This window comes from Gordonia sp. NPDC127522 (genome assembly GCF_042672305.1).
GTDB classification, from domain to species: Bacteria; Actinomycetota; Actinomycetes; order Mycobacteriales; family Mycobacteriaceae; genus Gordonia; species Gordonia hongkongensis.
Genome location: NZ_JBHXVK010000002.1, coordinates 680,773 through 700,725, shown reverse-complemented (window position 1 = coordinate 700,725; position 19,953 = coordinate 680,773). Strand labels below are relative to the sequence as shown.

At 68.7% G+C, this 19,953-nt stretch carries 18 protein-coding genes; 10 read left to right on the top strand and 8 right to left on the bottom strand.

Going from position 1 to position 19,953, the window contains the following annotated elements; genetic code table 11:
- Window positions 1–93: 93 nt before the first annotated feature.
- From ACFVHY_RS07445 to ACFVHY_RS07430, 4 genes are read left to right on the top strand one after another with little or no spacing between them, the layout of a single operon-like run.
- On the top strand, window positions 94–2,097 hold the full coding sequence (locus tag ACFVHY_RS07445) for an ABC transporter permease (RefSeq protein ID WP_065630387.1): 2,004 nt from the start codon (window positions 94–96) through the stop codon (window positions 2,095–2,097).
- Window positions 2,090–2,914 carry an ABC transporter ATP-binding protein gene (locus tag ACFVHY_RS07440; protein ID WP_058249620.1) on the top strand — a complete coding sequence of 275 codons (825 nt, stop codon included), beginning with the start codon at window positions 2,090–2,092 and terminating at the stop codon, window positions 2,912–2,914. The genes ACFVHY_RS07445 and ACFVHY_RS07440 overlap by 8 nt, the downstream gene beginning before the upstream one ends.
- Entirely contained in the window at window positions 2,911–3,702 is a 792-nt protein-coding gene (locus tag ACFVHY_RS07435; protein ID WP_390270256.1) for an ABC transporter ATP-binding protein, read from the top strand. The genes ACFVHY_RS07440 and ACFVHY_RS07435 overlap by 4 nt, the downstream gene beginning before the upstream one ends.
- Before the next feature lie 50 nt (window positions 3,703–3,752).
- Complete coding sequence (locus tag ACFVHY_RS07430) at window positions 3,753–4,424, top strand: TetR/AcrR family transcriptional regulator (RefSeq protein WP_390270253.1); 672 nt, start codon at window positions 3,753–3,755, stop codon at window positions 4,422–4,424.
- A 44-nt stretch (window positions 4,425–4,468) separates the two neighbouring features.
- On the opposite strand, the gene ACFVHY_RS07425 is transcribed toward ACFVHY_RS07430, so the two are convergent.
- Entirely contained in the window at window positions 4,469–5,956 is a 1,488-nt protein-coding gene (locus ACFVHY_RS07425; RefSeq protein ID WP_390270250.1) for a cryptochrome/photolyase family protein, read from the bottom strand.
- Window positions 5,957–6,132: 176 nt separating this feature from the next.
- Here ACFVHY_RS07425 and ACFVHY_RS07420 point away from each other — a divergent pair, with 176 nt between their 5' ends.
- Window positions 6,133–6,768, top strand: a complete 636-nt coding sequence (locus ACFVHY_RS07420; protein ID WP_390270247.1) for a pyridine nucleotide-disulfide oxidoreductase — start codon at window positions 6,133–6,135, stop codon at window positions 6,766–6,768.
- Here ACFVHY_RS07420 and ACFVHY_RS07415 read toward each other — a convergent pair.
- On the bottom strand, window positions 6,720–7,958 hold the full coding sequence (locus ACFVHY_RS07415; RefSeq protein WP_390270244.1) for an oxygenase MpaB family protein: 1,239 nt from the start codon (window positions 7,956–7,958) through the stop codon (window positions 6,720–6,722). The genes ACFVHY_RS07420 and ACFVHY_RS07415 overlap by 49 nt on opposite strands.
- A gap of 120 nt (window positions 7,959–8,078) precedes the next feature.
- Here ACFVHY_RS07415 and ACFVHY_RS07410 point away from each other — a divergent pair, with 120 nt between their 5' ends.
- Complete coding sequence (locus ACFVHY_RS07410; protein WP_390270397.1) at window positions 8,079–8,654, top strand: TetR/AcrR family transcriptional regulator; 576 nt, start codon at window positions 8,079–8,081, stop codon at window positions 8,652–8,654.
- 9 nt (window positions 8,655–8,663) lie between these two features.
- Here the strand turns inward: ACFVHY_RS07410 and ACFVHY_RS07405 are convergent, their stop codons facing one another.
- The 3 genes from ACFVHY_RS07405 to ACFVHY_RS07395 form a co-directional block, all read right to left on the bottom strand.
- The gene (locus ACFVHY_RS07405) at window positions 8,664–10,244 is read right to left on the bottom strand and encodes an MFS transporter (RefSeq protein WP_390270241.1); all 1,581 of its coding nucleotides are present in this window, start codon (window positions 10,242–10,244) and stop codon (window positions 8,664–8,666) included.
- Between the two features lie 112 nt (window positions 10,245–10,356).
- Entirely contained in the window at window positions 10,357–10,545 is a 189-nt protein-coding gene (locus ACFVHY_RS07400) for a hypothetical protein (protein ID WP_390270238.1), read from the bottom strand.
- 142 nt (window positions 10,546–10,687) lie between these two features.
- Window positions 10,688–11,875: a carboxylate--amine ligase gene (locus ACFVHY_RS07395; RefSeq protein ID WP_390270235.1), complete on the bottom strand. Its 1,188-nt coding sequence runs from the start codon at window positions 11,873–11,875 to the stop codon at window positions 10,688–10,690.
- A 268-nt stretch (window positions 11,876–12,143) separates the two neighbouring features.
- On the opposite strand from ACFVHY_RS07395, the gene ACFVHY_RS07390 reads away from it, so the two are divergent.
- The 4 genes from ACFVHY_RS07390 (at window position 12,144) to ACFVHY_RS07375 (ending at window position 15,288) form a co-directional block, all read left to right on the top strand.
- Window positions 12,144–13,196 carry an EamA/RhaT family transporter gene (locus ACFVHY_RS07390; RefSeq protein WP_390270232.1) on the top strand — a complete coding sequence of 351 codons (1,053 nt, stop codon included), beginning with the start codon at window positions 12,144–12,146 and terminating at the stop codon, window positions 13,194–13,196.
- A 62-nt stretch (window positions 13,197–13,258) separates the two neighbouring features.
- Window positions 13,259–14,125, top strand: a complete 867-nt coding sequence (locus ACFVHY_RS07385; RefSeq protein WP_390270229.1) for a hypothetical protein — start codon at window positions 13,259–13,261, stop codon at window positions 14,123–14,125.
- Window positions 14,122–14,592, top strand: coding sequence for a nuclear transport factor 2 family protein (locus ACFVHY_RS07380; protein WP_390270226.1), 471 nt, complete (start codon window positions 14,122–14,124; stop codon window positions 14,590–14,592). The genes ACFVHY_RS07385 and ACFVHY_RS07380 overlap by 4 nt, the downstream gene beginning before the upstream one ends.
- Window positions 14,593–14,601: 9 nt before the next feature.
- Window positions 14,602–15,288 carry a phosphoribosyltransferase gene (locus ACFVHY_RS07375; RefSeq protein WP_390270223.1) on the top strand — a complete coding sequence of 229 codons (687 nt, stop codon included), beginning with the start codon at window positions 14,602–14,604 and terminating at the stop codon, window positions 15,286–15,288.
- Between the two features lie 83 nt (window positions 15,289–15,371).
- On the opposite strand, the gene ACFVHY_RS07370 is transcribed toward ACFVHY_RS07375, so the two are convergent.
- From ACFVHY_RS07370 to ACFVHY_RS07360, 3 genes are all read right to left on the bottom strand, one after another.
- Window positions 15,372–17,978 (bottom strand): LuxR C-terminal-related transcriptional regulator, encoded by a 2,607-nt coding sequence (locus tag ACFVHY_RS07370; protein ID WP_390270220.1) that lies wholly within the window; start codon window positions 17,976–17,978, stop codon window positions 15,372–15,374.
- Window positions 17,979–18,105: 127 nt separating this feature from the next.
- Window positions 18,106–18,852 carry an ABC transporter permease gene (locus tag ACFVHY_RS07365; protein WP_390270217.1) on the bottom strand — a complete coding sequence of 249 codons (747 nt, stop codon included), beginning with the start codon at window positions 18,850–18,852 and terminating at the stop codon, window positions 18,106–18,108.
- A complete protein-coding gene (locus ACFVHY_RS07360) occupies window positions 18,849–19,892 on the bottom strand; it encodes an ABC transporter ATP-binding protein (RefSeq protein WP_390270214.1) in 1,044 nt (347 codons plus the stop codon). The genes ACFVHY_RS07365 and ACFVHY_RS07360 overlap by 4 nt, the downstream gene beginning before the upstream one ends.
- Window positions 19,893–19,953 lie beyond the last annotated feature (61 nt).

Below are 19,953 nucleotides of genomic sequence, written 5' to 3'. Positions count from 1 at the left end.
CCCCGCCACACCCGGCTCTGCTCCCCGATCCGAAAGCTCCGCATCCTCACACGCGCGTGAGATCCGTACGCGCCGAACGAATGAGTACGCCACATGGGCCAGTTCCTCCAGTTCGTCTTCCTCGGACTATCCGCCGGTGCCATCTATTCGGTGCTCGCGTCGTCCCTCGTGGGCATCTATGCCGCCACCGGCATCATCAACTTCGCGCAGGGTGCCATCGGCCTCTACTCGGTCTATCTCGTCGCCGCACTGCGCACCGACGGCAGTCTCGTCCTGCCCATCGGCACACTGAAACTCGGGAGTGAGTCCGACCCCACCTCGATGGAGTTGGCACTGTTCCTCGGCGTGCTCAGCGCGGTCGTCTGGGCCCTGCTCGCACACGTACTCATCTTCCGGCCGCTCCGCTCGGCACCGGTGCTCGCCCAGGTCGTCGCCTCGGTGGGACTCATGCTCTTCATCCAGGCGCTCGTCCATCTCCGCTTCGAGACCGAGAACCTCTTCGCCGAGGCCATCCTGCCGGAGGACACCGTCGACATCGCCGGCGCGGTCGTCAACGTCTCGGACCTGATCCTGGCCGGTGTCGCCATCGCCATCTCACTGGTGCTGTGGGCCTACTTCCGGCTCACCACCCTGGGCGTCGCCACCCGCGCGGGCTCCGAAGACGAACTCGCCGCTCGACTGTCCGGCTACTCCCCGGACCGCCTCGCGGCGATCGTGTGGGCACTCACCGGTGCGGCAACCGGTCTCATCGTCGTCCTCGCGTCCTACACCATCGGACTCACCGAGACCAGCTACACCTTCTTCGTCATCCCGGCCCTGGCCGTCGCCCTCGTCGGCCGGCTCACCTCCTTCGGGATCGCCTGTGCCGCAGGCCTTGTCCTCGGCGCATTCCAATCCACCATCACGTGGCTCACCACCAAGGACTGGTGGCCGGAATGGGCGCAGGCCGGCCTCGGCGACGCCGTTCCGTTCGTCATCGTCGTCATCGCCCTCTTCCTGCTCGGCGGTCGGATACCGTCGCGCGGCTCGCTCGGCGAGGTGCGCATGCCCGCGGTCCGGATCCCCCGCATCCGGCTGATCCCGACCGTCGTCTGCATCGCGGTGGTCGTCGTGGCGATCCTCCTCACGTCCGGCAGCTGGCGGTTCGGCGTCGTCACCTCGGTGATCCTCAGCCTCATCGCACTGTCGCTGGTCCTGCTCACCGGTTACCTCGGCCAGATCTCGCTGGCGAGCATGGCCTTCGCCGGCGCGGCCGGGTTCGCCCTGTCGAAGCTGACGACCAACTGGGATGTGCCGTTCCCGTTCAGCATGATCTTCGCCGCCCTGATCGCGACCGGCCTCGGTGTCCTGGTGGGCGTGCCCGCACTCCGGATCCGCGGCGCCCAGCTGGCCGTCGTGACATTGGCTGCGGCCCTGGCCATCCAGAGCTTCGTCTTCAACAACCCGGCGATCACGTCCTTCGAGGGCAACCTCATCGCGGACCCGACGATCTTCGGCCTCGACCTCGGGGTGCGCGACGGCACCAACCTGGTCACGATCCGGTTCTCGCTGATGGTCCTGATCGTCGTCGCGATCGCGACTCTCGTGGTGTTGCGCTTCATGGGCGGCTCGACCGGCCGGGCCTTCCTGGCCGTCCGCTCCAACGAGCGCGCCGCGTCGTCGGTCGGGATCAACGTCGCCGCAACCAAATTGCTCGGCTTCGCGCTGTCGGCGTTCCTGGCCGGCATCGGCGGTTGCCTCATCGGTTACAGCCGCGGACAGCTGTCGGCCGGCTCGTTCACGGTGATGATCGGGCTGACGCTGCTCGCGATGACCTACGTCGGCGGCATCACGTCGTTCGCCGGTGCGGTCCTCGCCGGCATCATCGGGCCGCTGGGCGTGGGTTACGTGTTCCTCAACCAAACCCTTGCTCTCGGTGAGTACTACGAGCTCTTCGCCGCCGGCAGCCTCCTGCTGATGGCGGTGCTGAACCCGGTCGGCGTCGCGGGGGCCATGTCGGAGCTCGGCGAGAAGCTACGCGCCCACCGGCACAAACCGTCCCCCCGTCCGGAAGCGCCCGGCGCGGCACAGAACGCACAGGAGGGTGCACATGTCTGAGTCGACACTCGAGAAGCCGGCCACGTCGACGACACTCCTCGAGACGGGCGGGCTGTCGGTCCGGTACGGCGGCGTCAGCGCCAACTCCGACATCGACATCTCGGTCTCGGCGGGCGAGATCGTCGGACTGATCGGACCCAACGGCGCGGGCAAGACCACGTTCGTCGACGCGGTCACCGGATTCACCAAGGCCACCGGCACGGTGTCGTTGCGCGGGGAGAGACTGGACAAGGCGAGCCCCCATCGTCGACGCCGGGCCGGCATGGCCCGAACGTGGCAGGCGGGCGAACTGTTCACCGACCTCACCGTCGAGCAGAACCTGGCCGTGGCGGTCCAGCCGGTCGGCCTGCGTGCCATGCTCGCCGACGTCCTCAACGGTTCCCGTCCGCCCGCCGATGTCATCTCGTCGGCACTCGAACTCGTCGGCCTGGCCGATGCCGCCGACCAGTTCCCCGGCGAGCTGACCCTGGGACAGCAGAAGCTCGTCGGTGTCGCGCGGGCGTTGGTCGGCGGGACGCAACTCGTCCTGCTGGACGAGCCGGCCGCCGGACTCGACACCCACGAGAGCCGCGACTTCGGGACCGAACTCCGCCGGATCGCGGCGACCGGTATCGGCATCCTGCTCATCGACCACGACATGTCGCTCGTCCTCGACGTGTGCGACCGCCTGTACGTGCTCGACTTCGGCCGGGTGATCGCCAGCGGGCCCCCGGCCGCCATCCAGGACGATCCGGCGGTCATCTCGGCCTACCTCGGCAGTCCCGAGGTGGACCCGGACGCCGCCCCGACCGGACCCGACCCGAAGGAAACGCGATGAGCGCGCACGCCGCCCCCGGCCCGGCGACACCGGACCCGACCACACCGGATTCGACGACACCGGATTCGACGACACCGGTGTTGACGATCGACGACGTCACCGTCGGTTACGGCGGGGTCCCCGCCGTCCGCGGTCTCAGCGCCGCCGTCCGTCCCGGCGAGATCCTCGCGCTGCTCGGTCCGAACGGGGCGGGCAAGACGACGAGTCTGCTCGCCGCGGTCGGTGCCCTCGGACTGATGTCGGGCACGGTGACCGCCCTCGGCGACCCCATCGACCGTCGCATCGAACGCAACTCGCGGCGCGGGATCACCCTGGTCCCCGACACCCGGGGCGTCTTCCACCGTCTGTCGGTGTCGGACAATCTCCGTCTCGCCAAGCGTCGTAACGGGCCCGACCTCGACACCGTCTACCAGTACTTCCCGAAGCTCAAGACGATGCGGGGCCGACGCTGCGGCAATCTCTCCGGCGGCGAACAGCAGATGCTCGCACTCGCCAAGGCGCTGCTGGCGGACCCGAAGGTCCTCCTCATCGACGAGCTGAGCCTGGGGTTGTCCCCGGTCGCGGTCCAGGACCTGCTGCCCCGACTGCGATCGATCGCCGACGAACACCAGATGGCTGTCGTCCTCGTCGAACAGCACATCGATCTCGCTCTCGGCATCGCCGACGCCGCCATCGTGCTGCACCACGGTCGGGTCGCGCTCTCGGCACCCGCGAGCGAACTCCGCAACCGGCGGGACATGGTCGAGGCGGCCTACTTCGGGCGCACCGTCGAGGACCGCGCCTCCTAAGGCCGCGCGGTCTGCAGGCGCACGGACGAGACGAACGGAACCGGGACGACGTGGCCACCGGAGACACCGACGATCCGGTGGCCACGGACGTCGCACGACCGGCCCGCAACACCCGCAATCGGCCCACCGACGACGAGTTGCTCGACGCCGCGTGCGCGGTGATCGCCGAGGTCGGTGCCGAGCGCACCACGATGACCGCCATCGCCGAACGCGGCGGCACCACCCGGGTCACCCTCTACGCCCACTTCGGGTCCCGCGACGAGCTGGTCAACCGGGTGATGACCCGCGAGCTCGACACGTTCACCTCGTTCATGTTCGAGGTGTACGACGCGAGTGAGGACATGCCCTACGGCGCCCGCGCCCGCTACTCGGTGCAGGCCCTGTTCGACTACGCCCGACGCCACCCGGCAGGTCTGCGTGTCCTCATCGGCCACCGGGAGGGTGGCAGTGACCGCCGGTTGTACGCCGCGCTCGAACCCCGTATCGCCGCACGCCTACGCCAGAACTACGCCGAACGCGGCGCGCGGATCGCGGCCAGTGCCGACACCCTCGCGTCGCTCCTGCTGGGGATGAGCCTCGACGTCGCCCACCGCGCGTTGATCGTCGACGGCGCCGGCGTCGACGAGGCCTGCGACCTCGCGATCACCGCGACCCTCGCCGTGCTCCGCGACGTCCGCGCGGACCAGCTGCGCGCTCTCGACGAATCGCTCGGGCAGCGCTGAACCGTGACAGGCGGTCGACACTGGCGCACTCTGGATTGGGGCGGTCACCCCAGCCAGCGGCCGGCACGCCGGCTGTGGCCCGCCTTCGTCGCCGCGGGCAACCGGTCGTAGGCCCGGGCGAGGAAGTTCGACCGCGCATTGGCCTCGAAGACGTCCCGGTGGTCGCGAACGAACGTCCAGTACAGCCCGTCCCAGTCGGCGGTCCAGTCGCCGGGCGGTATGTCCGACATCTTCTTCAGATAGTTGCTGCCCGAGACGTAGGGCTTGGTGGTGATCGCCTCACCGGCCGCGAACTGACTCATCGCGTACACGTTGGGGACCATCACCCAGTCGTAGGCGTCGACGAACATCTCCATGAACCACTCGTAGATCTGCTCCGGGTCGATGCGGAGCAGGCACATCGCGTTGCCCAGGACCATCAGTCTCTCGATGTGGTGGGCATACCCGTTGGCGAGGATTCGCCGGATCACGAGATCGACCGGCTCGAGTCCGGTCTCGGCGGTCCACCACCCGTCGGACAGCTTGCGCTCGTGGCCAAGATGATTTCGGCTCCGGAGGGCACGCCCGCGGGTCTCGTACGACGCCCGCATGTATTCGCGCCAGCCGATCAGCTGCCGCACGAACCCTTCGACGCTGGCCAGTGGGACGCGGTTACGTCCACCGGCCTCCAGCGCCCTTCTCAGCACCGTTCGTGGGCTCAGGAGCCCGGTGTTGAGTGCGGGCGTCAGCAATGAATGGAAGACGAACGGGTGCTCGGTGCTGATCGCGTCCTCGTAGGGTCCGAACTCCGCGAACCGGTCAGCCAGGAACTGCTCGAGCATGGCCCGCGCCTCGTCGTGGGCGGTGGGCCAGGCGAAACCGTCGGCGTCGCCCGGGTTGTCGGGAAACTCGTCGGCCACCCAGGCGATCGCGGCGTCGACCTCGGGATGTCGCGCCGGCGGTGTCGGTTGCGGGACCTCACGGTTCTTCGGCAGTTTCTTCCGGTTCTCGGTGTCGAAGCTCCACCGACCGCCCGCCGGTTTGCCATCGTCGTCGACGAGGATGCCGAGCCGTCGTCGCTGCCAGGTGTAGAACTGCTGCATCCGCGGCCGCTTGCCGGCGAAGAACTCGTGGATCTGCGCACGGGTGGTGAGGAAGTTCGGACTCTCGGCGATGTCGTCGGCCGCCAGTGGGCACCCGGCGTGTTGGAAGGCCGCCAGCAAGTCGCCCGTCAGCCAGTCGTCGACGACGTCGTACAGGTGAACCGACGCCGGGTGCCGGCCGGACAGGTACTCCACGAGCTGGTCGTGACTGGACTCCTCCGCGTCGGTCTCGAGCACGTCGACCTCGAAACCCCGGTCCCGCAGCCGGTCCGCGAACCTGCGCATACTCGCCCGGTGCAGGACGAGTTTCTGCACGTGGAACCGGTACTGCCGGAACATCAGATCGTGTTCGACGAGGACGAAGCGGGTGCCGGGGTCCGCGTCGAGGTGCGACTCGAACAACTGATGCGGCAGCACCACGCGGACGACATCGCCGGACGGACCTGACATCGGCTCTCCTCTCGCCGCCGCTACACGCTCCCGACTTGGACGCGCCTCTCAAGGGCCGGACAAGTCGACCCCAAGTTCGCACCAAGCGCCCGGCGACATCCTGTCGTTCATCACCCGAACACCACGATGAGCCGCCGAGACCGGGCACGCGCCCACTCCAGACGATAGGAACGACGATGTCGCGCAGCACCGCCAGCTATTCGCACCCCTCCGACGATCGGATTGCCGAGTCCGGCGGCGACGTGCCGTCCGTGGACAAGCCTCTGTGGCAGCTGGGCCGGCATGCCACGGTCATCGCGGCCTGCGTGGGCTTCGCCGCGCTGGCGGCCTGCAGCGTCAGCGTCGGCACGCAGTCGATCGAAGAGGCCTCCGACATCGACGTGGGCGAGTGCCTGCAGATCGGTGCCGAAGCCGGCGAAGGCAAGGTCGAGGCGACCAAGGCCGAGTGCGAAGGAACCGAGGGGCTCACCTTCTACGCGGCCGACAAAGTCAACACGTCGGCGGAATGCGGCACCCCCAACACCTCCGCGCTCACCTTCGGCGAAGGCGACCAGAAGCTCTGCCTCACACCCAACTTCGCCGTCGACACCTGTTACCAGATCCCGATCGGCGGCGGCAAACTCGCCGACTACCGCGAGGTCGCGTGCGACGCCTCCCCCGCAGACAGCACCATCCTCGCCAAGACCGTCAGCCGCGGTGCGGACTCCCTCACCTGCACCGAGGACGAGACGAAATGGGCCTTCACACAGCCGCTGTCGGTCAGTTACTGCTTGACCGAGGACGTCACGGCCGCGAGCCGATTCGACGGCTGAGCGGCGGCCTGCGGGCCGGGCGCCGCGTCGACGAGGTCGTGGGTGACGCGGTAGTCCTCCCGCATCCGCGCCATGGCGACATCCCGTGCGCGGTAGGATTTCTCGACGCGTGCTCGTGCCCGCCGGGCGCCACCGACCCGCTGCGCCGAATCCGCCACCGCAAGAACCGGTCCGACCCGTCTCAGCAGATGTTTGAACCGGCCGTCGGGGATTCCGAGCGCGTCGGCGTCGGCGTCACCGATGAACACCCGCTGCAGTCCGTGCATGGTCTTCGTGGCCAGCCGGCGTCGCAGGGCCTGCGGCCCCGGGAACACCGCGGCCAGTTCGGGCACCAGATAGTCGTCGGTCAACGCGACCACGAAGTCCCGGTCGTCGGGACCCGGCCCAGGCGAGGTCAGCCGATAGAGCTCTTCGATCCGGACGTGGTCGGCCTCGCAAACCGGGTTGAGCTCGGGGCTCATCCCGACCACATGCCCCACGTACCGCCACAGGTGATAGATGTCGTCGAGCTCGCGGTCGGTGAACCGCACCCCCAGCTTGTGCATCGCGTCGATCGCGATGTGCCCGAACTCGGCGATGGTGAACGCCATGTACGGCTGCGGAATCGGCACGCCCCACGCGGTCTCGTCCCAGTCTCCGCGCGCGAGCAGCATGGACCGGACATGTGCGTGGATCATCCGGACCCGCACCGTGTACGCGAAACCGTCGCCGCCACGGCGCATCCCGCCGGGCGTCAGGACCTGCCCCAGCCATTCACCGACCTCCACCGACCGCACCGCCGGCTGGGACACGTAACGCCCGGTGACCGCGAGTGGCTTGCCCGCGATCGTGTTTCCCGCCCCGCGGACCAGCGATGCCGCGCCGAGCACGATGCCCAGCGGTGCGGTGTTGACGACCAGCGCGTCGGCCGCGCGATTCATCCGATCATGATCGACCCAGTCGGGCTCGTCATCGAGGAACCCGAACAGCGCGCGCAACGAGTCGGTGGCGTCGTCGACCGAGTCGATGCCGTTCTTCAGCGCCGCCCGCAGCACTGTCGTGGTCGGGCCGCCCGGTTGCCGGTCGGCGGCCACGGCGTCGGCGAGCGGGTCGGCGATCCACATCTGATCGAGCCAGTCACGGCCGGCCGTCCCGAACCGCTGCACGGCGAGGTCGGTGTTCACGAGGTCGGCGGGTGCGCTCCGTTCCATGGATCCATGAGAACACGAGCATTCCTCACTTACTATTCACTTTTGATGGCACCGTCGACGACTCCCAAAACCACCGCATCGCAACGGCGCAAGGCACCCAAGCAGCAGCGCAGTCGTGAGATGAGGCAGCGCCTCCTCACGTCGGCGCTCACACTCCTGGAGCGTCGTCCCGGCCGACGGCCCACCACCGCCGAACTCGCCGACAACGCGCACGTCAGCATCGGGACGGTGTACCGCTATTTCGCCGACATGGACGCGATCGTCGAAGAACTGCGCCTCGCCGCCGTTCACGACATCACCGCCACCCTCGCGAGCGGGATCGGCCGGGCGATGGATCAGCAACCGGACACCGCGATGGTCACGGTGGTCGAGACCCTAGTGTCGTCATTCGAGTCACATGCGCCGGTCCTCCGCGCCTCGCTCGAGATCGGGGAACACGGCTTCGGCGACGCCTGGGCCGAGGTCGAGGGACCGCTCCTGCCGCTGGCGCGGATCCTCCCGTCGCGGATGAGGCCCGACCTCGACGATCGGGCGATCGACGAACTGGTGTTCCTCACCATGGGTGCGACCGCGAGTCTGTGCCTGCGCATCGCCCTGCAACGACCCCGCGACGCCGACCGGACCTCGCTCATCGCGATGGCGGCACGAATGTTGTTGGCGGCGTTCGACTCACCGCCACCGGGCAGTGCTGGTTGAGTCAGCGACTCACAGGCTGCGCTGTTCCGCGTACTCCGCCATCGCCGTTCGCTCCGCCTCGTGTTTGGGGTAGAAGAAGAACACCACCGCAGCACCCACCACCACGATGGCGGCCGCCGCGCCGTAGGCGTTCTTGTCGCCCTGTACGAACGCGTCGCGGGCCGCGGCGATGATCTGATCGGCGTACTGCGGATAGCGTTCGGCCAGGACCTCGGCACTCGAGAACGACTTCGCCAGGGCGGCTTCGGTCTGTTCGGTGACCTGATCGGCCTGCGGCGAACCGGAGATGGTGTCCCGCAATTGATTCGCGTAACCCGCGGTGAGGATCGCGCCGAGGGTGGACTGCAGGATCGCGCCACCGAGGTCGCGTTGCAGATCGGACATGCTCGACGCCATGCCCGCGCGCTGCACCGGCACCGAACCGGTCAGCGACTGCGACGCCGGGGTGCCGGCGAGACCGACGCCCACCCCGACGAGGACGTAGACGAGGCCGACATGCCAGAAGTGGGCGTCCTCATCCCAAGTGAGCATCGCGAGCACCAGGCCGACGACGATGAAGGCATAACCGGACAGCAACGTGAACCGCGACCCCATGCTCTGCACGAGTTTGGCCGAGCGCGGGGCCACGATGATCATGGCGGCCGCCGCCGGGAGGATCGTGGCGCCGGCCGCCAGCGTCGAATAGCCGAGCACGTTCTGCATGTACTGCTGGCCGATGAACATCGCGCCCATGAGCGTGCCGAACACGATCAGCCCACCGACCGCCGCGACCCAGAAGGTGCGTCGGGCCGCGATCCGCAGGTCGAAGAGCGGCACCCGCACACGCAGCTGCCGCCAGACGAAACCCGCCCCTGCCAGCAGCGCGATCGCGGCCAGGATGTAAACCTGCAGTCGCTGATCGGAGTTCGGGGCGAAGTTGATCGCCAGCACCAGCGAGCCCACCATCACGATGGACACGACGCCGCCCAGGTTGTCGACGACCGCCGCCTGATCGCCGTTGTCGTCGGGCACCAACCGCCACGCCGCGATCAGCGCGACGACGGCAAGCGGCAGGGTCACCAGGAACACCGAGTGCCAGGCCAGGATCTCGAGGAGCGCCCCGGACAGGACCGGTCCCAGCGCCGAGATCGCACCGCCGAACGCCGACCACGCGGCGATCGCCCGGACCCGTTTCGGCCCCGACCACAGTGCGGTGATCACCGCGAGGGTGGTCGGGAAGGCCAGGCCCGCGGCGATGCCGCCCACCAGACGAGCACCGAACAGGACCTCGACGTTGGGCGCGAAACCGGCGACGAGCGACGCCGGGATCGACAGGCACATGCCGATGACCAGCATCCGCTTGCGCCCGTGCCGATCTCCCAGCGCGCCGAAGTAGAGCACCGACGCCGCCAGGCCCAGCGAGTAACCGACCGCGACCAGATTCAACTGCGTCGAACTCGCGTCGAGCGCCTTGCCGATGTCGGGTAGCGCGACATTCGCCACCGCGAGATTGATGTTGGCCACCCCGGCGACCAGGATCAGCGCGACCAGGATCGCCTTCGCCCGCTTGGGAGCCGTCCCCGCCTCGACCTCGGCCGTTGTCGACGTCATCGGGGAATCGTACGTGCGCGAGCGCCATCGGGCCGGGGATCGCACCCGACCGGGCGCAAATTGGTCACCCGGTCACGTCGGCGCCATCCGACTTCGGATGCCGCGGATCAGATCAGAGGCAGATGCTGACCGAGGCCGGCCCGATCGGGATGTTGAAGCAGATCGACGCCACCGACCCCGCCGCCTCGACCGGCTGGATCGCCGGCGCGGCGGAGGCGGCCGGCGCGGTGGCCAGACCGATCGCGCAGGCGGCGCCGACAGCGGCGACCCCTACAGACGTGCGACGCAGAATGCTGGACATGTACACGAGCAGCTCCCCTCGAGCTCGAGTCCCCCCGGACAACCCTGCGCATGGGGTCAACACGCAGGTGATGGTGACTGGGGATTCTACGCCTTGACGTCGGTGCCGTCCCCATCCCGAAGTGCCGAATCCACGACGGGTGTCACAGGCTGATGCGGAGGCCGTCCCACTCGTGATCGTGCATGAAACCCTCCGCGAGCCCGACCCGGTACTTGAGGCAACTGCGCAGAATCCCGGCATAGGCGAACGGGAGCATCAGCGCGGGCTTCTGGTCGCACGGACTGCTGACGACATCGGACGCGGCGCGGAAGTCGCGGACGAAGTCGCGCAGGGTCCGGTCCTTGCGCGACGACGGACGCCACCCGTAGAGCAGCATGCCCAGCCCGATCATCTTGTCCACGCCCGACCCGGGCGTGATCGGTCCGTCGTCGGGATCCCAGGTCCCGAGGAACGCGCGATCGACGCCGTCCTCGGGCGTGAACATCATGATCCCGCTCGTGGCGCGCGGATTGCACTCGATGCAGAACAGGTCGCCGCCACCGTTCCGGTCCTCGATGAAGTCGAACCCGATCTGGCCGGTGAAGTTCACCCGGCGAACGAAATCGCTGACCCACCCGGCGATCCGCGGATGATCCACGGACCGGAAGTTGAGGCACGAACTGCCGTCGATGGCGTAGTCCACCGGGTAGGTGGCGTGGGCGTGGACGCGACCCTCGTGGCAGACCGAATACGTGCAGAAGTTGTTCCCCGAGGCCCATTCCTGTGCGATCCACGGGTTCTGCTCATCGTGTTCGAGCCAGGTGAGCGGATCGCCCGGAGTCACCTTGTGAACCTTCTGCGAGCCCCGCGAATAGCAGTGTTTGAGCGCGAACGGCTTGGTGAAATCGAGCGATCCGACGTCCTCGGGTCCGGACACCCGCGCGAACTTGCGCGTCGGGATTCCGAGTTCGACGAGCAGTTCCTGGAAGTCGTACTTGTTGTGCAGGCGGTTCTCGGTGGTGAAATCGGAGAGGAACAGCCGACATTCGGGCGGGAACACCTCGGCGAGCATCGCGATGATGTCGGTCTCCTCGTGCACCGGGATCACCATGTCGACGTCGTTGTCGGCCACGATCCGGGCGAGGGCGAGGCAATATGCGAGCGGCTCGAACTTCGGCGGGGGCACGCGGTGAAAGTCGCTCACCGCGTTGGAGAATCGGCCGATCCCGACCGGGATGGAGTCGACGATGCTCACCCGGTGACCCGCCGCGGCCATCAGCCGCGCGAGTTCCAGGGTGAGGAACGATCTGCCGAATGTGATCAGTACATGGGTTTGTCCGGCGCTGTTCACCCGAGCGAGTGTAGTGCCGACGGACCCCGAGCACGGACGCCGGACGGACTGCGAAAAAAACCGGTCGCGTCGGGAATATTCGATACCGTCCTGTCGGTTCACCCTGTTAGTTTTGCCACGATCGGCCGGTCCGTGTGCTTCGCTTCCGGTTGCGGAGCAGCAGTTGCGGACAGCGCTGGTGCGGCCCGAGCCGATCGCGTGCGTACGCAGTCGGGGTGGTCGTCGGTCCGAGCCTGTCGAGGCTCATCCGGGCCGAGTTGGAGGAGGCATGCAGCTGTTCGTCATCGGCGTCATCGCCGCGTGCCTCGCCGCAGTCGCCTATGGGATGTCCACGGTCCTGCGCGCGCTCGGCGCCCGCCGCGTGGCCGAAGCCGCTGCTGACGAGGGTGAGGGCATCACCACCGAGAACGGCGCACCGACCCTCTCGTCCACGATGTCGACGCTGGTCGATCCGGCCTTCATCCTCGGCACGACGCTGGTCGTGCTCGGCTTCGCGGGTGGTGCCCTGGCTGCTCGGTTCCTACCGCTGTTCCTCTCGCAGACCATCGTGTCGGCCAACCTGGTCATCACCGCCCTGCTCGGCACGATCATCCTGAACATCGCGCTGCACACGCGGGAATGGGTCGCCATCTGGCTGGTCGTGATGTCGCTCTGCCTGCTCGGCGTGGCGTCGTCCCATCACACCGGCGGCGGGGAAGAGGTCGGATTCCACTGGGGTCTGTTCGTCGCGACGCTCGCCCTGTGCGCTCTTGCTCTGGTGGGCGTCTACAACCTCGGTCCGGCGGGCGCCATCGTCGGCGGCGCATCGGCGGGTCTGCTGTTCGGCATCATCGCCATCGCCGTGCGCATCCTCGACGGAATCCAGCCGTTCGACCCCGTGGCGCTGCTGACCGATCCGGCCGCCTGGACCATCGCCGCCGCGGGTGCGGTGGGCTTCTACGTCCAGACCGTCGCCCTGCAACTCGGCGCGGTGAACGGGGTGACCGCGGTGCTCGTGGTCGGCGAGACGGCCGGCCCGAGCCTGGTCGGGGTCGTCTTCCTCGATGACACGGCCAAACCCGGACTCGGCTGGCTGGCCATCCTCGGTTTCGTCGGCGCGGTCATCGGTGCAGTGCTGGTCGCCTGGTACGGCTCGGTCGACCCGGATCACCTCGGCGAGGCGCCGCCCATGAAGGGCGGGTGGCGCCGTGGCCGCGAAGAACCCGCGTCCGACGAGGAGCAGGGAGCGTCCGCGGCAGACGCCGCTCCCGACGTCGCGGAAACCGATCGGTGGACGAGCGACGACGCCGTCTTCGACAGCCGCGACTCCGGGCGCACCTGACGGTCCCGCTCTCGTCGTCGCAGGTGGTTGACACCCGCCCCGCGGATGGAGAGGGTGGGTTGATGACATCGACCAGCACGGGCTCCGCCGCCCGGCTCGCCTACGAAACCCTCGAACCCTTCCACATCCTGGCCTACTTCAACCCGAGACTGAAAGGCGCGCAGCAGGACACCGGGCTGAACGGATACTCCTTCTATGTCGGTGCGCGCGGCGCCCCGTTCGGTCCGTGCGCGCCCTCGGTCGTCGCCTCCGCCTTCTACAACTTCAATCACGAACTCATCGCGAAGAGCTGGACCGCGGCCGTCGACGCCGGACTCGACCGGATCCACGAACGACGCAATCAGATGCTCGACGACTCGCTGCGAGAGATCCTCGGCGACTCCATCGACGACGCCGTCCTCGACGAACTCGCCTCCGCCTACTACGATCTGGCCGCCCGACTACCCCTCGGAGGACGCCCGCTCGCCGCCGCGTGGTCGACAGCCCCTCGACCGGACACCGCGCGCCTTCGCCTGTGGCATGCCATCGCCATCCTCCGAGAGTGGCGCGGCGACAACCACATCGCCGCCCTCGCGCTCAACGGCCTGAACGGTTTCGACGCGGCCGTGTTCCACGAGTCGCAACTCCCCGATCCCACGGTTCGGCGCCGCACCCTGGGCAAGCGCATCGTGCTGATGACCCGGGGATGGTCGGAACAGGAGTGGGAGGAAAGCGTAGACCGTCTCGTCGATGCCGGACTGGTCGAGCGTGTCGAGGACGGGCATCGGCTCACGCCCGCCGGTGCGGCGACCTACGACGACATCGAGGCCACTACCGATGCTGTCGGAGAGTTCATCTGGGCCGGCACCGACGACCTCCTGACCCGGACGAGACCGGTCGTCAAGGCCGTCATCGATGCGGGAATCCTGCCGGGAACGAGATCGAAATGAGCGCGCCCGGGGGCGGCTTCGAGGACCTGCGGGCGATCGAGAGCCTCAAGTATCGCTACCTGAGGTCCCTCGACACCAAGGACTGGACGACGTTCGAGTCGACCCTCACCGACGATGTCACCGGCAATTACGGTGAGGGCCTGGTGTTCTCGAATCGAGATGAACTGGTCGGATACATGCGGGAGAATGTCGGTCCCGCAGTCATCACCGAACACCGGGTCGCGCACCCGGAGATCGAGATCGACGGGGACACCGCTCGGGGACGCTGGTACCTGCAGGACCGGGTCATCGTCGCCGAATTCTCGTTCATGCTCATCGGCGCGGCGTTCTACGACGACACCTACCGCCGCACCGCGGACGGTTGGCGCATCAGCAGCACCGGTTATGACCGCACCTACGAGGCCACCGTCGGTCTCGCCGACGTGCCGAGCTTCGCACTGAAGGTCGGTCCCGCAGTGCGGGTCTGAGGCCTGTCCATGCGCGCCCGAATCTTCGCCGACCGCCGCGAGGCGGGTCGGTTGCTGGGTGCGCGGGTCGTCGAAGTCCGGTACGGCGCCGGCATTCCGGAGGCCGGTACAACAGAACCTGTTGTCCTGGGACTCGCGCGCGGCGGGGTTCCGGTCGCCCGCGAGGTCGCCGACGCCATCGCGGCGTCGACAGGCAGGTGCGCGATGGACGTGCTGGTGGTGCGCAAGATCGGGGCGCCCGGCCACGAGGAGTTCGCCATGGGCGCGCTCACCGCGCACCACCTGGTGGTCAACGACGACATACCGCGTCGATTCGGGGTGTCCCGCAGCGAGTTCGGCGAGGCCGCCGATCGACAGCGACGTATCCTCGACGACCGCGAACGACGTTACCGCGGCGGTCGTCCGCGCGCCGAGCTGTCCGGCCGAACGGTCATCCTGGTCGACGACGGTCTCGCCACCGGGTCGAGCATGGCCGTCGCGGTCGACTCCGCCCGGTCAGCCGGCGCCGCCCGGGTGGTGGTGGCCGTGCCGACCGCGCCGTCGGATACGATTCAGCGACTGCGGGATCGCGGCGTCGGTGAGGTCGTCGTCCTCGTGACGCCGACGCCGTTCCGGGCCGTCGGCCTGTCCTACGACGACTTCACCCAGGTGGACGACGACGAGGTGATCGCGGCCCTCAGCCGGCCGGGTGACTGAGCCGTCGAAGACCCCATTGAAAACCACCCGCCCGAGCGGCGCCGACGACCTGTCGTCGACTGTCCGTTTCCTACGGGTGGTTTTCAGCCGGGCTTTCGCTGGTCTTTGAGGAGTAGCTCAGCAAGCTCGGCACGGTCACCCACATCCAACTTGGTGTAGGCGCGGAACAGATGTCCTTCGACGGTGCGCACCGAGACGGTGAGTCGCTGCGCGATGTCCTTGTTGGACAAGCCCGCCGCCGCGAGGTTGGCGATCTCCCGCTCGCGCGAGGTCAACGGCAACGGTTGCGCGGCCGAGATCAGCGCCGGCGTCCGCAGGCCACCGCACTGCGACGCGAGTCGGTTCGCCACCGCGGCCGACGCCACGGTCGCCGACCGTCTGCCGGCCGCGTCGTGCAGGACACTGGCCTGCGCGGCCGCGTCCGCGGCGGACAGGCACACCCCGGAGTCCTCGAACGCCGCGGAGCACAGATCGAGTTCGACCGCATCGCCGTCGCGGAGCGCCGCGGCGTGGCGCGCGTACAGATCCGAGAGCGGACCGTCGACGCGCTCGGCCAGTTCGGTGAGCCGGTCGGCGACGCCGCCGTCCCCGAATCGGGCGGCGGTGTGCAGGGCCTCGGCCTCCACCGCGAACTGACCGGCGGCACGGGCGGATGCGGCCGCGGAGTGCGCCAGTTCGACGGCGGGGGTGACGGTTCCGGCTGCCGCCGACTGCCAGGCCGCCGCGATGGCGAGCATGGGCCCGAAGACGGCGACATGCTTGCCGGACCGCTTGCGCGCCTTGGCCAGCGCGGCAGCGGCACGGTCGGCCTGCCCCAGCGCACTCAGGGCCTGCACCAGGAAGATGTGGGCCGGGAAGTTCCAGGACTCGGAGAACCGGCCGCTGTCGAGGATGGCGAGGGTCTGCTCCATCCGCCGGGTCACCGAGGCGCACGATCCGCGAGCGAGTTCGACTGCGGCGACCAGTATTCCGGACATCGCCCAGCCCAGGTACTGCGCGGTCTGCGCGGCGGACACGAAACGCCCCGCGGCGCCGTCCGCGTCGTCGAGCCGGCCGGTGAGGGTCAGTGCGAGGGTCTCGCCGAAGCCGGTGGGGAACCGGAGCAATCCGTCCACCTCGACCTCGCGCGAATGTTCGGCCAGCGCCCCGACCTCCGCTCCCCGACCGGCGACCGCACGGGCGAGGCTGCCACCGAAGACCGCCCACTCCACCGCCCACGGCAGCGCCCTGGATTCGGTGAGAACGGTGTCGGACAGCGTGATCGCCTCGTCGATCCGGTTCTCGAAGAGTGCGCACGCCGAGGCGATCCCGGTGACGATCGGCGTGAGTGGCGGGTGGGTGACCCGCTCGGTCAGCAACCGCAGGATCTCGTCGGCCCGATCGGCGTCGCCCAGAGCCCAGAACGTGTTGCCGATGATCGAATTGCCCCACAGCACGAGTCGACCCTCGTCGAGATCGTCGGGCGAGAAGCGGGACAGGATGTCCCGCGCCTCGTCCGGATGCCCCTGCCACATGACCGCCCGCGCGAGCAGCTCGGCCTCCTCGAGGCCGCCGCCCTCGTCGAGCGCCGCCCGCGCGAATCGCTCGCCGAGCGGCGTCTGCGCGAGGTTCAGGGCATCCCGGGCGGCGGTCCGTACCAGCGCGAGGTCGACCTCCACGTCGCTCTCGATCGCGAGATCGGCGAGCCGAATCCGCTCGGCCGGGGTGTTCGTGGGCCGTGACTGCAACGCCTCGACGAGCCGGCCGCGCAGCCGCCGCGACGACACGAGACCCAGGCGGCGCCGGATCACCTCACCGAACAGCGGATGGTGGAAGGCGACGTCGAGACGCCGCCCGTCGCGGGTGATGCGCACCAGCCCGGCGATCTCCGCCTCTTCGACGGCCTCTTCGCCGGCGAGCTCGGCGAGGACGTCGATGTCGAGCGGTTCGCACAGACTGAGGTATTTGAGGGCCCCGAGGACCGGAGCGTCGAGTTGCTCGATCCGCCCCTCGAGCAGCGATGCCAGCTCCGAGGTGATGGCGGCGCGTCCGCGTAGCTGCCACACGCCGTTGACCTGCCGCAGCGTGTCGGCCTGCCGCGCACCGTCGACGAGATGCCGTAGGAACAGGGCGTTCCCACCGGAGGCCTCCCACATGAGATCGGCCGAATGCTCCTCGAGCTGCCCGCCGAGCACCGACTCGATGAGGTCGACGCTCTGCTCTTTGGTGAACGGCGACAACGTGATCCGCGTGAGGTGATTGTCCTTCCACAGCGAGGTCACCGCGTCCGGGACGGTCTCGCCGCTGCGGACCGTCGCGACGATGTGCACCGCACGGTCGATCGCGAGCTGATGCAGCAGCGTCGCCGACAGTTCGTCGAGCAGGTGGGCGTCGTCGACCCCGATCACGACATCGCCGTCGGCGAGCAGCGATTCACGGGCCGCCGCAAGATAGGTGACCGGATCGCTCGACGTCGCCGGGCCGACGAGATGCGCGAACACACCGAGCGGGATCGAGCGGGCGGACTCGGTGCCCGCCACCCAGCGCACCCCGGTCGGCAACTCGGCGGTGACGTGCCGGGCGAGGGTCGTCTTGCCCACGCCGGAGTCACCGGTCAGGACCACCCCACAGCCGGTCGTCTCACCCCTGAGGGCCGCCTGGATCGTGCGGAACTCCCGATCGCGCTCGACGAGCGGCCAATTCGTGGACATAACCGCGAATTTTAGTCTGCCGGGCCCTACAATGGGCCGCCCGGAAGCACCAATGTGGTCCGACCGGATGGCCCTGTCGACACGCGGCTAATCCCGGATTTGACATCGGCGAAAGAATATCCGCGAACTACGCATCCCGGGCATTGGTCACGGCCACTGCCGCCGCCAGCAACACGATCGTGAAGCCCGCGAAGTAGGCCAACGAGCCGTAGGCGTTCCAGTGGAACGTGTCGCTCCCGCCGGCGAGGAAGTTCCACCCGTTCAGGAACGGCAGGAACGACACGATGTGCTCACCCACGCGCGGGAGCACCGACACGATCCGCTCGAGGGCCAGCATCCAGACGAGCACGATCGCCACCGCACCGGCCGAATGCCGCACCAGCGCACCCACCGCGAGGCCGATCAGCGCGCACAGCATCGCGAAAACCGGCGTCCCCCAGAGATGCCGGACGGTCTCGGGCCCGGTCAGCGAGACCCCGACGCCGGCGAGCACCTGCGCCGCCACGACCGCGACGACGGACACGATGGCCACCACCGCGAACGAGAGTCCGCCGAACACGACCGCTTTCGCGAGGAGGACCTGTGGCCGACGCGGGATCGCCGCGAACGTCGGTCGGATCGTGCCGAAGCGATACTCGGTGGTGACGCCCAGGATCGCCATGATCGCGAGCACCGCGACCCCGAACTGGTTGACGCCGAGCAGGAAGTCGTCGGTCAGGGTGTCGGTCTCGCCGGGACGGCCGTAGGAACCGCCGGCGATGGCGCCGAGCAGCACCGCGAAGCCCAGGCCCAGCACCACGACGACGCCGAGGCACCAGTACGGCGACCGGGTGCTGGCGAGTTTGATCCGTTCGGCGTTGATCGCGGCGATCACCGGTTCACTCCCCCGTGGTTCCCGACGGCCCGGTTGTGGGCGTCGGGGTTGTGGACGGCGGGGTTGTGGACGGCGGGGTTGTGGACGGCGGGGTTGTGGACGGCGGGGTTGTGGACAGCGCGGTTGTCGACGGCGGTGTAGTCGACGGCGTGAGCCGTCATCGACATGAACACCTCTTCCAGTGACGCCGATTCGGCGGCGAGTTCGTGCAGGGTGATGCCCGCGGCGGCGGCGAGGTCGCCGACCCGATCGGTCGTGGTGTCCGGCACGCGCATCACCGGGCGCCCGTGGGCATCCGGGTCACCCGGCGCGGGATTCAGCCCCGCCGACGCGAGCGCGGCATGCAACTGTTCGAGCTGCGGGCCGCGCACCCGCACCGACTGCCGGGCCCGCCCGGTGAACTCCGCCACCGAACAGTCGGCGATCAGCCGGCCCCGCCCGATGACGACGAGATGGTCTGCGGTGAGCGACATCTCGGTGAGCAGATGGCTCGACACCAGTACCGTCCGCCCCTCCGCGGCGAGCTTGCGCATGAACCCGCGGATCCACACGATGCCCTCCGGGTCGAGGCCGTTGACCGGCTCGTCGAACAGCAGCGTGTGCGGGTCGCCGATCAGGGCACCCGCCAGCCCGAGCCGCTGCGACATACCGAGCGAAAAGCCGCCGGCGCGCTTCTTGGCCACCGAGGTGAGCCCGACCGTCTCGAGCACCTCGTCGACGCGGGCGGCCGGGATCCGGTTGCTCGCCGCGAGCCACCGCAGGTGGGACCGCGCACTGCGATTGGGATGCACCCACCGGGCGTCGAGCAGCGCACCGACCTGCCGCAGCGGATGCTCGAGGTCCCGGTAGCGCCGCCCGTTGATCGTCGCCGTGCCCGATGTCGGGCGGTCGAGTCCGAGCATCATCCGCATGGTCGTCGACTTGCCCGCACCGTTGGGCCCCAGGAAACCGGTGACCCGTCCCGGCCCCACCTCGAAGGTGAGGTCGTCGACCGCGCGTTGACCGCCGAAGTCCTTCGTCAGATTCGCTACCTGCAACACGCCTCGACCATAGCCGCCGAACCCGGAGCAGCCCGGTCTGTCGTTCGGATGGCCTGTCGCG

Bases quoted from the DNA above. Each gene is read 5' to 3' on its own strand.
- ACFVHY_RS07445 (WP_065630387.1), top strand. From the start codon at position 94: ATGGGCCAGTTCCTCCAGTTCGTCTTCCTCGGACTATCCGCCGGTGCC.
- ACFVHY_RS07440 (WP_058249620.1), top strand. From the start codon at position 2,090: ATGTCTGAGTCGACACTCGAGAAGCCGGCCACGTCGACGACACTCCTC.
- ACFVHY_RS07435 (WP_390270256.1), top strand. From the start codon at position 2,911: ATGAGCGCGCACGCCGCCCCCGGCCCGGCGACACCGGACCCGACCACA.
- ACFVHY_RS07425 (WP_390270250.1), bottom strand. From the start codon at position 5,956: ATGTCAGGTCCGTCCGGCGATGTCGTCCGCGTGGTGCTGCCGCATCAG.
- ACFVHY_RS07420 (WP_390270247.1), top strand. From the start codon at position 6,133: ATGTCGCGCAGCACCGCCAGCTATTCGCACCCCTCCGACGATCGGATT.
- ACFVHY_RS07415 (WP_390270244.1), bottom strand. From the start codon at position 7,958: ATGGAACGGAGCGCACCCGCCGACCTCGTGAACACCGACCTCGCCGTG.
- ACFVHY_RS07410 (WP_390270397.1), top strand. From the start codon at position 8,079: ATGAGGCAGCGCCTCCTCACGTCGGCGCTCACACTCCTGGAGCGTCGT.
- ACFVHY_RS07405 (WP_390270241.1), bottom strand. From the start codon at position 10,244: ATGACGTCGACAACGGCCGAGGTCGAGGCGGGGACGGCTCCCAAGCGG.
- ACFVHY_RS07400 (WP_390270238.1), bottom strand. From the start codon at position 10,545: ATGTCCAGCATTCTGCGTCGCACGTCTGTAGGGGTCGCCGCTGTCGGC.
- ACFVHY_RS07390 (WP_390270232.1), top strand. From the start codon at position 12,144: ATGCAGCTGTTCGTCATCGGCGTCATCGCCGCGTGCCTCGCCGCAGTC.
- ACFVHY_RS07385 (WP_390270229.1), top strand. From the start codon at position 13,259: ATGACATCGACCAGCACGGGCTCCGCCGCCCGGCTCGCCTACGAAACC.
- ACFVHY_RS07380 (WP_390270226.1), top strand. From the start codon at position 14,122: ATGAGCGCGCCCGGGGGCGGCTTCGAGGACCTGCGGGCGATCGAGAGC.
- ACFVHY_RS07375 (WP_390270223.1), top strand. From the start codon at position 14,602: ATGCGCGCCCGAATCTTCGCCGACCGCCGCGAGGCGGGTCGGTTGCTG.
- ACFVHY_RS07370 (WP_390270220.1), bottom strand. From the start codon at position 17,978: ATGTCCACGAATTGGCCGCTCGTCGAGCGCGATCGGGAGTTCCGCACG.